The sequence below is a fragment of the Nonomuraea sp. NPDC049649 genome, assembly GCF_040675175.1.
Classification (GTDB): domain Bacteria; phylum Actinomycetota; class Actinomycetes; order Streptosporangiales; family Streptosporangiaceae; genus Nonomuraea.
On the sequence record NZ_JBFAOH010000003.1, the window covers coordinates 86213 to 99614 of the forward strand.

Consider the following 13402-nt stretch of genomic DNA (forward strand, 5'->3'; position numbering starts at 1 on the left):
GTTGAATTTCTGTTCCAGGAGGAGAAGACTGGAGTTCAGCGACCACGAGGGGCGGGAGGAGCGATGGTGCTGGACCTTTCCGAGGTGCACGGCGGCATGCTCGCGGAGGCCGGTGGCAAGGCCGCCAACCTCGGCGAACTGATCAGAGCGGGCCTGCCGGTGCCGCCCGGCTGGGTGGTGACCACGGATGCCTACCGCCGGGTCGCCGCCCAGGCGGGCCTCGAAGAGCTCATCGCCGAAGGCGGCGACGGCCTGGCGGCCCGTGCCCGCGAACGCCTCCTCGCCACCCGGATCCCCCCGGACATCGCCCACGCCATCACAACCGCGTACGAATCCCTCTCCATCCGCGAAACCACCGGGACAGACGAGAACGCTTCGCCCGCGAAGAGCGGCGAAATGGACAGGGTGCCGGTGGCGGTGCGGTCGTCGGCTACGGCGGAGGATCTGCCGCATGCCAGCTTCGCCGGGCAGCAGGACACCTACCTCAACGTGACCGGCGCGCAGGCGGTGCTCGACGCGGTGCGCCGCTGCTGGGCCTCGCTCTGGACCGACCGCGCCGTCGCCTACCGGGAGGCCAACGGCGTGGACCACGCCGGGGTGAGCCTGGCCGTGGTGGTGCAGGAGATGGTGGACGCGCGGGTGGCCGGGGTGATGTTCACGGCCAACCCGGTGACCGGCACCAGGCACGAGGCCGTCATCGACGCCGCCCCCGGCCTGGGCGAGGCGGTGGTGTCGGGCGCCGTCAACCCGGACCGGTTCGTGGCGGGCACCCGTACCGGTGAGATCCGCGAGCGCCAGGCAGGCGACAAGCGGCTGCTCATCCGGGCGCTGCCGGGCGGCGGCACCGAGCGGCTGGACCTCTCCCCCCAGGACGGCTTCTGCCTCACCGACGACCAGGTCCGGGAGCTGGCCGCGCTCGGCGCCCGGTTCGGCCGCCGCCAGCGGGTCCCCGCCAAGGTGCTGCGCGCGCTCACCCGGCCCGGCCGGGCGCTCGCGTACACCCGCAAGCTGGGCGAGGACCTCGGCACGCACCTGCGCGTGCCTGCGACCGCCACCCCCGCCGAGCGGCTGCGTCACGCCGAGCGGATGCTCGCCACCGCCTTCCCCGCGATCGTGTCGATCATGCCGCTGGCGCTCACCGGCTACGGCCTGTACGCGCTGGCGGCCAGGCTGTCCGGGACGCCGCTGGGAGAGCTGCAGGACGTGCTGCGCAGCGTCCCGAACAACCCGACCACCGAGATGGACCTGGAGCTGTGGCGGCTGTCCACCCGGATCGAGCCGGAGCCGTTCCGGGAGGAGCCGGTGGACGAGCTGGTCCGCCGCTTCCGCGCCGGCGCGCTGCCGCCGGCGGCCCAGCGCGAGATCGAGGCTTTCCTGGAGGTGTACGGGCACCGCGGCGTGGCGGAGATCGACCTGGGCGTGCCGCGCTGGTCGGAGGAGCCCGGCCACATCCTCGGCGCGCTGGCCAACTACCTGCGCATGGACCCGGACGCCGATCTCGCCCCGGCCGCGCAGTTCGCCAGGGGAGAGGAGGCGGCGCGGAGGGCCGTGGCCGAGGCGGTGGCCGCCGCCCGCCGCCGCGGCCGGGTCAGGGCCGCGGTGGTCCGGTTCGCGCTGGGCCGCGCCCGGCGGCTCGTGGGCCTGCGGGAGCTGCCCAAGTTCTACCTGGTCAAGGTGCTCGCGGGCGTACGGGCGAGCATGCTGGAGGTGGGCGGCCACCTCGTACGCGAAGGGATGCTGGACGAGCCGCGGGACGTGTTCTTCCTGGACTTCGCCGAGCTGGAGAGCGCGGCGGCCGGAAAGGGCGGCTGGCGGGAGACCGTGGCCGCCCGCCGGGCCGTGCACGAACGGGAGCGGCGCCGCGGGCACGTGCCGCGCATCATGCTGTCCGACGGCACCGAGCCCGAGGCGGCGGCGGGCGCGGCCCCGGACGGCGCGATCACCGGCACGCCCGCCTCCTCGGGCACCGTGACGGGCACGGCGCGGGTGGTGCTCGACCCGGTGGGCGCCCACCTGGAGCCCGGCGAGATCCTCGTCTGCCCGTCCACCGACCCCGGCTGGACGCCGCTCTTCCTCACCGCGGGCGGGCTGGTGATGGAGATGGGCGGCGCCATGTCGCACGGCGCGGTGGTGGCGCGGGAGTACGGGATCCCCGCCGTGGTCGGCGTCCCCGACGCCACCCGCCGGATCCCGCCGGGCGCCCAGGTGACGGTGAACGGCGCCGCGGGCACCGTCACCGTCGAGACCTGAGCCTCACAGCGCCACGAAGTCGGCGTAGCGCTCCTTCATCGTGGCCAGCACCTCGTCCGGGTCCGCCGCCCAGACCTCGGCGTTGAAGATCTCCACCTCGACGTCGCCGTCGTATCCGGCGGCGGCCACGGCCCGGCTGATCGGCGGGAAGCCGATCACCCCGTCGCCCATCATGCCCCTGCCCAGCAGCACGTCCGCGGGCAGCGGGTGCAGGTAGTCGCACACCTGGTAGGAGGCGATCCGGCGGCCCGCGCGGGCGATCTGCTCGAACAGCGCCGGGTCCCACCACACGTGGAAGGTGTCGACGACCACCCCGACCTGCTCTTCCGGGTACGGCAGCGCCAGGTCGAGCGCCTGCCCGAGCGTGGACAGCACGGCCCGGTCCGGGCAGTAGATCGGGTGCAGCGGCTCCAGGGCCAGCTTCACCCCGCGTTCTCCCGCGTACGGGGCCAGCGAGGCCAGAGCCTCGGCCACCCGCTCGCGCGCGCCCGCCACGTCGCGGGAGAACCCGGCGGGCAGCGCCTCGCCGGGCCGCACCCCTGGCAGCCCGCCCACCACCATCACCAGGCAGGCCGCGCCGAGCTCGGCGGCTTCGTCCACGGCCCGCCGGTTGTCGTCCAGCGCCTCCGCGAAGGCCCGCCTGCCCTCCTCGCCGGGCAGCCCGCCCGCGGTCAGGAAGCCGCCCCGGCAGAGCGACGAGACCCGCAGTCCCGCCTCCCGCACCAGCTTGGCGCTGCGGGCCAGCCCCGTCTCGGCCACCTTCTCCCGCCACAGGCCGATGGCTTCGAGCCCGTGCCTGGCGCAGCCGTCCACCGCCTCGGGCAGCGACCAGCGCCGGGTCGTCCACTGGTTGAGCGACAGGCTCACAGGCCGTTCACCTCCAGCAGCGCCCGCATTCTGCGCACCGCGAGCTCCTGGTCGGTCAGCAGCCCCGCCTGGTCGGCCAGCCGGAACACCTCGGCCAGGTGCGTCAGCGACCGGGCCGACTGGGCGCCGTTCACCATCGCGAACGCGTCCTGGTGACCGTTCAGCCAGGCCAGGAAGACGATCCCGGTCTTGTAGTGGAACGTCGGCGTCTCGAAGATCTTGCGCGACAGCGGCACCGTGGGCGCGAAGATCTCCTCGTACGAGGCGAGACGCCGGTCCTTCTCCGCCTTGTCGGCGGCGGCCTCGGCGGCGTCCAGCTCCCTCAGCGCCGCGGCGGCGGCCAGGGCGATCGCGTCGAAGATGCCGAGCAGCGCGTGCGAGCCCGTCCTGATCAGCGAAGGGTAGTTGAAGTCGTCGCCGGTGTAGAGCCGGACGCCGTCGGGGAGCGCGGCGCGCAGGCGCACCTCGTGCTCCTCGTCCAGCAGCGAGACCTTCACCCCGTCGACCATCGCGGCGTGCGCGTGGATCAGCTCCAGGAACGACTCGGTGGCCGCCTCGACGTCGCGCGAGCCCCAGTAGCCGGCCAGCTGCGGGTCGAACATCTCGCCCAGCCAGTGCAGGATCACCGGCCGGTCGGCCAGCCCGAAGAGCTTCCCGTACACCCGGTGGTAGTCCTTCGGCCCGCCCGCCACCCGGGCGAGCTGCCGCGACGCCATGATGATCACTCCGGCGCCGGTCTCCTGGACCGTCTCCACCTGCTCGGCGTAGGCGGCGGTGATCGCGTCCAGGTCGTCCGCGTCCGGGGCGTGGTCGGTGCCGGCGCCGCACGACACCAGCTCCGCCGGGTCGCCGAGCGTCCGCGCCTCGGCGGCGCTGCGCCTGATCAGCTCGCGGGTGGCCGCCCAGTCCAGGCCCATGTTGCGCTGCGCGGTGTCCATCGCGTCCGCGACGCGCAGCCCGTACGACCAGAGATGGTGGCGGAAGCGGAGGGTGGCGTCCCAGTCGACGGCGGCCGGCGCGCCGGGGGTGTTGTCGCCGAGCGGGTCGGCCACCACGTGCGCGGCCGCGTAGACCACCCGGCTCGCGGCGGGCCCGTCGACGGCCGGCCACGTCACCGGCTCGCGCAGCGTGTACGGGCCGCCGGGCAGATCGATCCTCACAGCTGCGGCACCTCGATCCTGCGGCCCTCGGCCGACGAGCGCAGGCCCAGCTCGGCGAGCTGCACGCCGCGCGCGCCCGAGGCGAAGTCGTACGGGAACGGCGCGTCCTCCAGGACGTGGCGGACGAACAGCTCCCACTGGATCTTGAAGCCGTTGTCGAACTCGGCGTTGTCCGGCACTTCCTGCCAGTCGTCGCGGAAGCGGGCGGTCACCGGCAGGTCGGGGTTCCAGACCGGCTTCGGCGTGGCGGCCCGGTGCTGCACGCGGCAGTTGCGCAGGCCCGCGACGGCGCTGCCGTGCGTGCCGTCCACCTGGAACTCCACCAGCTCGTCGCGGTTGACGCGGACCGTCCAGGAGGAGTTGATCTGCGCCACCACGCCGCCCTCCAGCTCGAAGAAGCCGTAGGCGGCGTCGTCGGCGGTGGCCGCGTAGCGCTCGCCCCGCTCGTCGACCCGCTCGGGGATGTGCGTGGTGGCGTGCGCGTACACCGACCTGACCCGGCCGAACAGGTTCTCCATCACGTAGTGCCAGTGCGGGAACATGTCGAGCACGATGCCGCCGCCGTTCTCGGCCCGGTAGTTCCACGACGGGCGCTGGGCCTCCTGCCAGTCGCCCTCGAACACCCAGTAGCCGAACTCGCCGCGCACCGACAGGATCCGGCCGAAGAACCCGCCGTCGATCAGGCGCTTGAGCTTCAGCAGGCCCGGCAGGAAGAGCTTGTCCTGCACCACGCCGTTCTTGACGCCCTTGGCGGCGGCGGCCTCGGCGAGCGCGACCGCCTCCTGCACCGACTCGGCGGTGGGCTTCTCGGCGTAGATGTGCTTGCCCGCCTCGATGGCCTTGAGCACGGCCTTGACCCGGGCCGAGGTGACCTGGGCGTCGAAGTAGATCAGGTTGTCGTCGCCGGCCAGCGCGGCCTCGAGGTCGGTGGTGTGGTCGGGGATGTCGTGGGCGGCGGCGAGCCGGGCGAGCTTGTCGGCGTTGCGGCCGACGAGCACCGGCCGCAGGGTGACCCGGCTGCCGTCGGAGAGCGTCACACCGCCCTGCTCATTGATCGCCAAGACGGAGCGGACCAGGTGCTGACGGTAGCCCATCCGTCCGGTGACGCCGTTCATGACGACGCCGATGGTGCGCACGCTCATGATGATCCTTTCAGGAAAGCGCTTTCCCGAACCGTACGGCGGAGCCGCCCAGGGCGTCAAGGGCCGTTCAGCCCTCGATCGGGGACTCCAGCTTCGCCAGCGCGGTGGCGATGGGACGGGCGGTCAGCGAGACCTGCCACTCACGGGCGCCGAGCTTGGCCAGGCGCGCGGCCACGCTCTCGTCGCTGATCTCCTCGGGCGGCTCCCAGGTGAGCCTGCGCACCGCGTCGGGCTGCAGCAGGTTCTCCGTGGGCATGTGATGCTCCTCGGCCAGCCCCGCGACCACGGCGCGGACCGCGGCGAGCCGCCGGGCGGCGGCCGGGTCGCGGTCGGGCCAGCGGTTGGCCGGCGGCGGCCCGTCACCGGGCGTGCTCGGCTGCGGAAGCTGGCTGTCGGGCAGCGCGCGGGCCCTGGCCACGGCGGCCAGCCACTCGTTGATGTGGCGGCGGGCGCTGCGCCCGGTGAAGGCGGTGATCTCGGTCAGCGCCTTCTTGGTGCGCGGGCCCTGCATGGCGGCCGTCACAATCGCCGCGTCGGGCAGCACCCGGCCGGGAGCCAGGTCGTTCTCCCGCGCTATCCGGTCGCGCATCGTCCACAGCTCGCGCACGATGGCCAGCGCGCGCACGTTGCGCACCTTGTGGATGCCGGAGGTGCGCCGCCACGGGTCGGCCCGCGGCGTCGGCGGCGGCGTGTTGAGCACCGCCGCGAACTCCTGGCGCGCCCACTCCAGCTTCCCGGTCTCCGTCAGCTCCCGGTGGAGCGCGTCGCGGAGCTCGACCAGCACCTCCACGTCGAGCGCGGCGTAGCGCAGCCACGCCTCCGGCAGCGGCCTGGTCGACCAGTCGGCGGCCGAATGGCCCTTCTCCAGCCGCAGGCCCAGCACGTTCTCCACCATCGTGCCGAGCCCCACCCGCTCGTAGCCGAGCAGCCGGCCGGCCAGCTCGGTGTCGAAGATGCGCCGCGGCCGGAACCCCAGCTCGTGCAGGCACGGCAGGTCCTGCGACGCCGCGTGCAGCACGATCTCCGCCTCGGCGACGGCCGCGTCGAGCGCCGACAGGTCGGGGCAGCTGATGGGGTCGATCAGCGCCGTCCCGGCGCCCTCGCGGCGCAGCTGTACGAGATAGGCGCGGTTGCCGTAGCGGTAGCCCGAGGCGCGCTCGGCGTCGACGGCCACCGGGCCGGAACCGGAGGCGAACGCCTCGACGGTACGCAGGTAGGCCGTGTCGTCGGCGACGATCGGCGGGATGCCGTCGCGCGGCTCGAGGAGCGGGACGACGGTCGTCTCTTCGGTCATGAGGTCACCGTCCTCATGACATCGTCACTGTCTTGTTCGGTGCCCTCACGTCGTTCGGTCACTCTCCGGATCTTCGCGCCTGCGGGGCATGGCGGCCACGTCGGGGGGAAGCGGCGGGATCCCGGCCGCCACGCACATCAGGTCGCACCAGGCGGCGACGTGCCCGGACAGGTCCTCCTGCGCGGGGGACCAGGAAGCCCGCAGCTCGAGCTCGGTGGTGACCGGGTCGCCGGCCTTGTTGCCGAAGCCCTCGGACACCGCTCTAGTCACGGTACCGCCGGCGGCGGAGTAGTCGGCGTGATGCGCGTCGAGCGCCTCGGTCAGCCAGCTCCACGCGACCGGCCCGAGCAGCGGGTCGGAGGTGATCTCCGGCTCCATGTCGGCACGCACGTAGGCCACCAGCCGGAACGGGCCGTCCCAGCCGCGCTGGCCGTCGGGATCGTAGAGCAGGATCAGGCGGCCCACGGCCAGCTCGTCGTCGTCGCGGTAGACCGAGGCGCCGATGGCCGCGGAGTGCGGCGCCAGCCGCTGCGGCGCGGGCAGCTCCTCGAGCTCGATCTCCGGCCTGACCTCGGTCAGGCGCAGGGTCTCGACCGCCCGCCGGAACACCGCGGGCGCCGGTGGCCGGTCACCGAGGGTCATAGTCGCAGAGTAGGTCGTAGCAGGACGGAAGGGGACCACGGGGGTGCTCATCTCGCGAGGTCACACCATCGCCGGCCGGCGGACCGGGCCGGCGGCGCAGGCCGAGCCCAGGATGACGGCGTGGCCGCACGAGACGCAGGCCCAGTCGGGACACTCGCCCGGCTCATGCCCGTCGGCGCAGCGGGGCTGCTCGAACGGCCGCTCGCCGGCACAGGACGCGCACTGCTCGCTGCGGCACTCCGCGGAACTCCACAACGCTGTCATCGCACCAGTCATCGAACCGGGGCCTTTCTTCGGGTCGAGGCTTCGACGTTGGCACGAGCGACTGACATTTCCCCGCAACGCGCTCGGCGTGTCCCGAAAGTGGCCGCCGAATCGCTGCCGCGCGGTACCTTTACCGACAATTGGCCCAGCCGGAACCGGCGTGCAGCCGTCTCTTGGGGCGGCCTCGACCCCGAGGGCCGGCGCTGAAAACTCCACCCCCCTATCTGATCATGAGCGGGGGCCCTGACGGCGGGATTTTCCCGACAACGCGCCGATGGCAGGACCGCGACCCCGGCATGGCACCCTGGAGGGGTGAAGCTCGACGACTCCGCCTTCCTGCGTGCCTGCCGCCGCCAGGAGGTTCCGCACACCCCCGTCTGGTACATGCGCCAGGCGGGACGTTCCCTGCCCGAATACCTCAAGGTGCGCGAGGGCGTGCCCATGCTCACCGCCTGCGCCACCCCCGACCTGATCGTCGAGATCACCATGCAACCGGTCCGCCGCTACGGCGTCGACGCCGCCATCTTCTTCAGCGACATCGTGGTGCCGCTCAAGGCCATCGGCATCGACCTCGACATCAAGCCGGGCATCGGCCCCGTGGTCGAGAACCCGATCCGCGACCGCGACGGGCTCGGCGCGCTCCGGCCGCTGGAGCCCGGCGACGTCCCGTACGTCACCGAGGCGATCGAGGCGCTGGTCGGCGAGCTGGGCGGGACACCGCTGATCGGCTTCGCGGGCGCCCCGTTCACGCTCGGCTCCTACCTCATCGAGGGCGGGCCGTCCAAGAACCACGACCGCACCAAGGCCATGATGTACGGCGAGCCCGCGCTCTGGCACGACCTGATGGACCGGCTGACCGGCATCGTCCTCGAACACCTGCGCCTGCAGATCCGGGCCGGGGCCTCGGCCGTCCAGCTGTTCGACTCGTGGGTGGGCGCGGTGGCGGCCGACGACTACCGCCAGTACGTGCTCCCGTACACCCGCCGCATCTTCGAGGGCCTGGAGGACCTCGGCGTGCCGCGCATCCACTTCGGCGTCGGCACCGGCGAGCTCCTGGCGCTGCTCGGCGAGGCGGGGGCCGACGTGGTCGGCGTCGACTGGCGGGTGCCGCTCGACGAGGCCGCCCGCCGGGTGGGGCCGGGCAAGGCGCTGCAGGGCAACCTCGACCCGGCCATCCTGCTGGCCCCCTGGGAGGTCGTCGAACGCAAGGCCCGCGAGGTGCTGCGGCGCGGCCGGGAGGCCGAGGGCCACGTGTTCAACCTCGGCCACGGCGTGCTGCCGTCCACCGACCCCGACCAGCTCAAGCGCCTGACGGACCTGGTCCACGAGTTCTGACCGTCACGCTTCCGACGGGTCCGGCTCGCGGGTCCTGCGCCGCCGCCGGCGCAGGACCACGGCCGCCAGCACGGCCGGCGGCGTGATCACCGCCAGCCACGGCAGGACCGCGCCGACGACCGTGACCAGCACGCTCAGGAAGGCCACGAGCGAGTCCCAGCCCGCCCGCAGACCGCCGAGGAACCCGGCCGGTTCGTCGTCCGGGGCCGGCACCGCCGCGGCCGGGCCCACCAGACTCAGCGTGAGCGTGGCCATCGCGGTCTGCTCGGCCAGGCTCTTCTGCTGCGCCTGCAGCGACTCCAGGTCCGCCGCCCGCCTGGAGATCTCGCGCTCCACGTCCAGCACCTGGCCGATGGTGTCCGCCTTGGCCAGCAGCGTGCGCAGCGACTCCAGCGCCCGCTCGGCCGACTTCACCCGGCTCTCCACGTCGGCCACCTGGAGCGTGACGTCCTCCGTCTGCTGGTTCAGCGACAGGCGCTCGCCCAGGTCCTCGCCGAGCCGCGCCACCAGGCCGGCGTAGCGCGATGGCGGGATCTTGAACTCCAGCTCCGCCGAAGCCTCCGCCCGCCCGGACGAATGGCTCTCCTCCCTGGCCAGATGGCCCCCGGCCGCGGTGACGGCGTCCTTGGCCTGCTCGGCCGCCGCCGTCACGTCCTTCACCCGTACGGTCATCCGGCCGGTGTAGATCACCTGCCGGTCCTGCCGGGTGACCTGCACCCCGGCGACGGCGCTCGCCCCGTCGCCGTCCGCGGCCCGATCCGGCTTCGCGGGCATCGCCGTGGCCCGCTCCGCGGCGACGGCCGGGGCGGCCGCGGAGTCCGCCGCCGTGCCGCCGCCCGAGCATCCCGTCATCAGCAGGGCCGCGCACCCCGTCAGCAGCGCGGCGATCGTCTGCGCTCTCCTCATGACCCCTTAAACGGCTCCTGGCCTGCGGCGGTTTGACCGTTCTGATCACGGTACGGTCACATCCCCCGATCAGCTGACCACTGCTCCGAGGCGGTAGCGTCAGGAAGCGTGGAAGGCAATCAGGCCCACGTGGCGGTCGTCGGCGGCGGAATCTCCGGCCTGGCCGCCGCCTGGCACCTCAAGCGGAGCGCGGGCGAGCGCGTCAAGGTGACCGTGCTCGAAGGCTCCCCCCGCATCGGAGGCAAGCTGTACGCCACGGAGGTGGCGGGCGTGAGCCTCGACGCCGGAGCCGAGGCCATGCTGGCCAGGCGGCCGGAGGGCAAGGAGCTGGCCAGGGCGGTGGGCCTCGGCGACGACCTGATGGACCCCGGCGCCGCCTCGCCTGCCATCTACTCCAGGGGCGCGCTCAGGCCGCTGCCCAAGGGGCAGGTCATGGGCGTGCCGGCCGACCTCGCCGAGCTGGCGAAGTCCGGCATCCTGTCACCGGCCGGCCTGCTGCGGGTGCCGCTCGACCAGATCCTGCCCGCCACGCTGGTCCGCACCGACGTGTCCGTCGCCGCGTACATCCGCGCCAGGATGGGCGGGGAAGTGCTCGACCGGCTGATCGAGCCGCTGCTCGGCGGCGTCTACGCGGGCCGCTCCGACCTGCTGTCGCTGGAGGCGACGATGCCGCGCGTGGCCGCCGCGGCCCGCGCCGAGCGCTCCCTGCTCACCGCCGCCCGCGACATCCTGCGCGACACGCCCAAGGACGCCGGCCCCGTCTTCACCACCCTCCGCGGCGGCATGGGCGCCCTGCCCGAGGCCGTCGCCAAGGCGTCCGGGGCCGACATCAGGACCGGCGTCACCGTACGCGAGCTGCACCGCACCGAGACCGGCTGGCGGCTCGTCACCGGGCCGGTGCCCCGGCCGGAGACCGTCGAGGCCGACGCCGTGATCGTCGCCGTGCCCGCCCCCGCCGCGTCCCGCCTGCTGAAGACCGAAGTGCCCGGGGCGGCCGCGGAGCTGGCGCGCATCGAGTACGCCAGCATGGCCGTCGTCGCCCTCGCCTACCCGGCCGACGCCTTCCCCGCCCCGCCCGGTCACAGCGGCTACCTGGTGCCGCCGGTCGAGAAGCGGGCCGTCAAGGCGGTCACGTTCAGCTCGGTCAAGTGGCCCCACCTCGCCCGCGACCTGGTGCTGCTGCGCTGCTCCATCGGCCGGGTCGGCGAAGAACACCTGCTGCAGCGCGAGGACGCCGAGCTCGTCTCGATGGCGATGGCCGAGATGAGCGAGGTCATGGGAGTGCGCGGGCTCCCCGCCGACACCCGCGTCACCCGGTGGGGCGGAGCCCTGCCGCAGTACCACGTGGGCCATCTCGACCGGGTGGCGCGCGTGCACGCCGCCGTCTCCGGGCAGCCGGCGCTGGCGGTCTGCGGCGCCGCCTACGACGGGCTGGGCATCCCCGCCTGCCTGGCGACCGCGCGCACGGCCGCCTCCCGGATCCTGGACCACCTGTCCCGACTAGGAGAATCAGAAGCATGACAGAGCAAGCAGAGCGGCCCAAGGCCCGCGATCTCAACCAGGTGATCCGCTACACCATGTGGTCGGTCTTCCAGGCGACCCAGCCGCTCACCGGCGCCCGCGACCAGGTGGGCGAGGAGGTCGAGGAGCTCCTGGAGCAGGCCGCCGGCAAGGACGTGGTCACCCGCGGCCTGTACGACGTGGCCGGGTTCCGCGCCGACGCCGACTTCATGTTCTGGTGGCACGCCCCGACGCCGGAGGCCCTCCAGGAGGTCTACTCCCGCTTCCGCCGCACCGAGCTGGGCCGCCACAGCCGCCCGGTCTGGTCGGCGATGGCGCTGCACCGGCCCGCCGAGTTCAACAAGTCCCACATCCCGGCCTTCCTCGCCGAGGAGGAGCCGCGGGGCTACGTGTGCGTCTACCCGTTCGTCCGCTCCCTGGAGTGGTACCTGCTGGAAGACTCCGAGCGCCGGGCGATGCTCGCCGAGCACGGCCGGATGGCCCGCGAATACCCCGACGTGCGGGCCAACACGGTCAGCTCCTTCGCGCTCAACGACTACGAGTGGATGCTCGCCTTCGAGGCCGACGAACTGCACCGCATCGTCGACCTGATGCGCACCCTGCGCGGCGCCGAGGCCCGGCGGCACACCCGGCTGGAGATCCCGTTCTACACCGGGGCCCGCAAGCCGGTCCGCGAAGTGGTGGCGGACCTGCCCTGAGCCGCCTCAGCGCGTGACGGCGTCCTGCTCGGCGTCCGACGGCTCCGCGGGCGGCGGCTCCTCCGGGCGGCCGGTGCCGAGCACGACCGCCGACAGCAGCACCACCGCGCAGACGACACCCAGCATCACCCGATAGTCGAGAGCCGCGATCAGGCTGGCGCCCACCGCGATGGAGGCGACCTGAGGCACGGTCACCCCGAACTCGAACGCGGCGAAGACCCGCCCGCGCAGATCCTCCGGGGTGCGTCGCTGGAGCGAGGTGGTGGCGCCGATGACGATCCACGGCGCCGCGACGCCGAGCACCAGCATGCCCGCGATGACGACCGCGACGATCGGCACGGTCAGCAGCAGGCTGCTCGCCCCGACCATGGTGAGCGCGATGATCACCAGCCCGCGCTCGCCGGCGCGGCGGATCACCCCGCCGGCCAGCGCGCCGCCGGCGACGGTGCCGACCGCCTGCACCCCGGCGAGCACCGCGAGGAAGGTGGCCTGGAGCGCCAGGCCGTCGGTGACCACGGCGATGGCGATGGACTCGAAGAAGCCGATGACGAGCATCGTCAGCGCGCAGGCGATGACGAGCCTGCGCAGCTGGGCGGCCTGGCGCAGGAAGCGCAGACCGCCCGTGGTCTCGGCGATCAGCGGCTGGCTCGTCCGGGCGGGGCGCGGCTCCGAGATCCGGATGAGGAGTACGGCCACCGCGGCCACGACGAAGACCACCGCGTCGATCACCACGACGACCTGGGCGCCCTGCCAGACGAACACCCCGGCGCCGATGATTGGGGAGAACACCCGCAGCAGGCCGCGCATCGCCTGCACGGTGCCGTTGGCGTCGCCGAGCTGCTCCTCCGGGACGACGGCGGGCAGGAGGGCGTTCTGCGCGGGCCCGGTGACACTGCCCAGCGCCCCGTACAAGAACATGATCACGTAGATGAGCCAGACGTCGTCGCGGTCCTCGACCAGCAGGAGCAGGAGGACGACGGCCGCCGACGACAGATACGAGGCGGCCAGCAGCGGGCGGCGGCGGAAGCGGTCCACCAGCAGGCCCGACAGGGGTAACACCAGGCTGCCGCCGGCGAAGGCGAACATCACGAGTCCGGCGGCCGACGTGCTTCCCGTGAGCGTTTTCACCCAAATGGCCATTGCCAGGAAAAGCGCGAAGTCGCCGAGATTGGAAAGCACGTCACCGAGAATGTAGTAGCGCATCTGCGGGCGCCTGAGTAGTTGCGCCATTTCACGCTCTCTTCCCATCGCGGCTGCTTATCGGGCGTCACTGTAACACCGGCCGACCACGGCCCGGCTGAACCTGGCGCGAACTTGCCACCT

Annotated in this window: 12 protein-coding genes; 4 read left to right on the forward strand and 8 right to left on the reverse strand. The window is 73.1% G+C overall.

The genetic code is table 11. From position 1 onward, the window contains the following. Nucleotides 1-63 precede the first annotated feature (63 nt). Nucleotides 64-2250 (forward strand): PEP/pyruvate-binding domain-containing protein, encoded by a 2187-nt coding sequence (locus AB0J42_RS05755; protein ID WP_364289295.1) that lies wholly within the window; start codon nucleotides 64-66, stop codon nucleotides 2248-2250. 3 nt (nucleotides 2251-2253) lie between these two features. On the opposite strand, the gene AB0J42_RS05760 is transcribed toward AB0J42_RS05755, so the two are convergent. The 6 genes from AB0J42_RS05760 to AB0J42_RS05785 form a co-directional block, all read right to left on the reverse strand. Continuing rightward, nucleotides 2254-3117, reverse strand: a complete 864-nt coding sequence (locus AB0J42_RS05760; RefSeq protein ID WP_364289297.1) for a sugar phosphate isomerase/epimerase — start codon at nucleotides 3115-3117, stop codon at nucleotides 2254-2256. After that, on the reverse strand, nucleotides 3114-4277 hold the full coding sequence (locus tag AB0J42_RS05765) for a dihydrodipicolinate synthase family protein (protein ID WP_364289299.1): 1164 nt from the start codon (nucleotides 4275-4277) through the stop codon (nucleotides 3114-3116). The genes AB0J42_RS05760 and AB0J42_RS05765 overlap by 4 nt, the downstream gene beginning before the upstream one ends. Next, the gene (locus tag AB0J42_RS05770) at nucleotides 4274-5419 is read right to left on the reverse strand and encodes a Gfo/Idh/MocA family oxidoreductase (RefSeq protein ID WP_364289301.1); all 1146 of its coding nucleotides are present in this window, start codon (nucleotides 5417-5419) and stop codon (nucleotides 4274-4276) included. The genes AB0J42_RS05765 and AB0J42_RS05770 overlap by 4 nt, the downstream gene beginning before the upstream one ends. Before the next feature lie 67 nt (nucleotides 5420-5486). Beyond that, nucleotides 5487-6713: an HRDC domain-containing protein gene (locus AB0J42_RS05775; protein WP_364289303.1), complete on the reverse strand. Its 1227-nt coding sequence runs from the start codon at nucleotides 6711-6713 to the stop codon at nucleotides 5487-5489. Nucleotides 6714-6758: 45 nt separating this feature from the next. Further along, a complete protein-coding gene (locus tag AB0J42_RS05780; protein ID WP_364289305.1) occupies nucleotides 6759-7355 on the reverse strand; it encodes a DUF3000 domain-containing protein in 597 nt (198 codons plus the stop codon). A 60-nt stretch (nucleotides 7356-7415) separates the two neighbouring features. Next, nucleotides 7416-7619, reverse strand: a complete 204-nt coding sequence (locus AB0J42_RS05785) for a hypothetical protein (protein WP_364289307.1) — start codon at nucleotides 7617-7619, stop codon at nucleotides 7416-7418. Between the two features lie 336 nt (nucleotides 7620-7955). Between AB0J42_RS05785 and hemE the strand changes: the two genes are divergently transcribed. Beyond that, nucleotides 7956-8954, forward strand: coding sequence for a uroporphyrinogen decarboxylase (gene hemE, locus AB0J42_RS05790; RefSeq protein ID WP_364289856.1), 999 nt, complete (start codon nucleotides 7956-7958; stop codon nucleotides 8952-8954). A gap of 3 nt (nucleotides 8955-8957) precedes the next feature. Here hemE and AB0J42_RS05795 read toward each other — a convergent pair whose 3' ends face one another. Continuing rightward, entirely contained in the window at nucleotides 8958-9860 is a 903-nt protein-coding gene (locus AB0J42_RS05795; RefSeq protein WP_364289309.1) for a DUF4349 domain-containing protein, read from the reverse strand. Nucleotides 9861-9968: 108 nt separating this feature from the next. Here AB0J42_RS05795 and hemG point away from each other — a divergent pair, with 108 nt between their 5' ends. Together hemG and hemQ are read left to right on the forward strand one after the other, a co-directional pair. Continuing rightward, nucleotides 9969-11381, forward strand: a complete 1413-nt coding sequence (gene hemG, locus AB0J42_RS05800) for a protoporphyrinogen oxidase (protein ID WP_364289311.1) — start codon at nucleotides 9969-9971, stop codon at nucleotides 11379-11381. Beyond that, nucleotides 11378-12079: a hydrogen peroxide-dependent heme synthase gene (hemQ, locus tag AB0J42_RS05805; RefSeq protein WP_364289313.1), complete on the forward strand. Its 702-nt coding sequence runs from the start codon at nucleotides 11378-11380 to the stop codon at nucleotides 12077-12079. The genes hemG and hemQ overlap by 4 nt, the downstream gene beginning before the upstream one ends. Before the next feature lie 6 nt (nucleotides 12080-12085). Here hemQ and AB0J42_RS05810 read toward each other — a convergent pair whose 3' ends face one another. Continuing rightward, nucleotides 12086-13327 (reverse strand): MFS transporter, encoded by a 1242-nt coding sequence (locus AB0J42_RS05810; RefSeq protein ID WP_364289315.1) that lies wholly within the window; start codon nucleotides 13325-13327, stop codon nucleotides 12086-12088. Nucleotides 13328-13402: the final 75 nt, after the last annotated feature.

Bases quoted from the DNA above. Each gene is read 5' to 3' on its own strand.
- hemQ (WP_364289313.1), top strand. From the start codon at position 11,378: ATGACAGAGCAAGCAGAGCGGCCCAAGGCCCGCGATCTCAACCAGGTG.
- AB0J42_RS05775 (WP_364289303.1), bottom strand. From the start codon at position 6,713: ATGACCGAAGAGACGACCGTCGTCCCGCTCCTCGAGCCGCGCGACGGC.
- AB0J42_RS05770 (WP_364289301.1), bottom strand. From the start codon at position 5,419: ATGAGCGTGCGCACCATCGGCGTCGTCATGAACGGCGTCACCGGACGG.
- AB0J42_RS05785 (WP_364289307.1), bottom strand. From the start codon at position 7,619: ATGACAGCGTTGTGGAGTTCCGCGGAGTGCCGCAGCGAGCAGTGCGCG.
- AB0J42_RS05755 (WP_364289295.1), top strand. From the start codon at position 64: ATGGTGCTGGACCTTTCCGAGGTGCACGGCGGCATGCTCGCGGAGGCC.
- AB0J42_RS05780 (WP_364289305.1), bottom strand. From the start codon at position 7,355: ATGACCCTCGGTGACCGGCCACCGGCGCCCGCGGTGTTCCGGCGGGCG.
- AB0J42_RS05810 (WP_364289315.1), bottom strand. From the start codon at position 13,327: ATGGGAAGAGAGCGTGAAATGGCGCAACTACTCAGGCGCCCGCAGATG.
- AB0J42_RS05795 (WP_364289309.1), bottom strand. From the start codon at position 9,860: ATGAGGAGAGCGCAGACGATCGCCGCGCTGCTGACGGGGTGCGCGGCC.